Genomic DNA, 546 nt, shown 5'->3' on the forward strand with positions numbered 1-546 from the left:
CTAATCCCCCATGATGTCAATACTATTTGTGAATTAGAACCGTCTATCCTCCCGATACAAATCGGGATGCTCTAGACAGCTGAGCTAATCCCCCATGATGTCAATACTATTTGTGAATTAGAACCGTCTATCCTCCCGATACAAATCGGGATGCTCTAGACAGCTGAGCTAATCCCCCATGATGTCAATACTATTTGTGAATTAGAACCGTTGACCATCCCGATACAAATTGGTATGCTCTAGATAGCTGAGCTAATTCTCCATTATGTCAATTAAATAGTGGGCCTGCGTGGACTCGAACCACGGACCTCTACATTATCAGTGTAGCGCTCTAACCACCTGAGCTACAGGCCCAACAATATTATAAAAGAAGTTGTAAGACGTTCGGTTCAAATTATTAGAAAGGAAAATACCGATATGTATTCCAGAAAGGAGGTGTTCCAGCCGCACCTTCCGGTACGGCTACCTTGTTACGACTTAGCCCCAGTTACCGGTTCTACCCTAAACGGCTCCTTGCGGTTACCGGCTTCAGGTCTACCCGACTTC

General features: G+C 45.1%; 1 tRNA gene and 1 rRNA gene. Both read right to left on the bottom strand.

The window, feature by feature from the left end:
- Positions 1-280 precede the first annotated feature (280 nt).
- Positions 281-354, bottom strand: a tRNA-Ile gene (locus MM236_RS19635).
- 74 nt (positions 355-428) lie between these two features.
- Positions 429-546 (bottom strand): 16S ribosomal RNA (locus MM236_RS19640); the annotation flags it as partial.

The organism is Belliella calami (genome assembly GCF_022549695.1).
In the GTDB taxonomy this organism is placed as follows: Bacteria; Bacteroidota; Bacteroidia; order Cytophagales; family Cyclobacteriaceae; genus Belliella; species Belliella calami.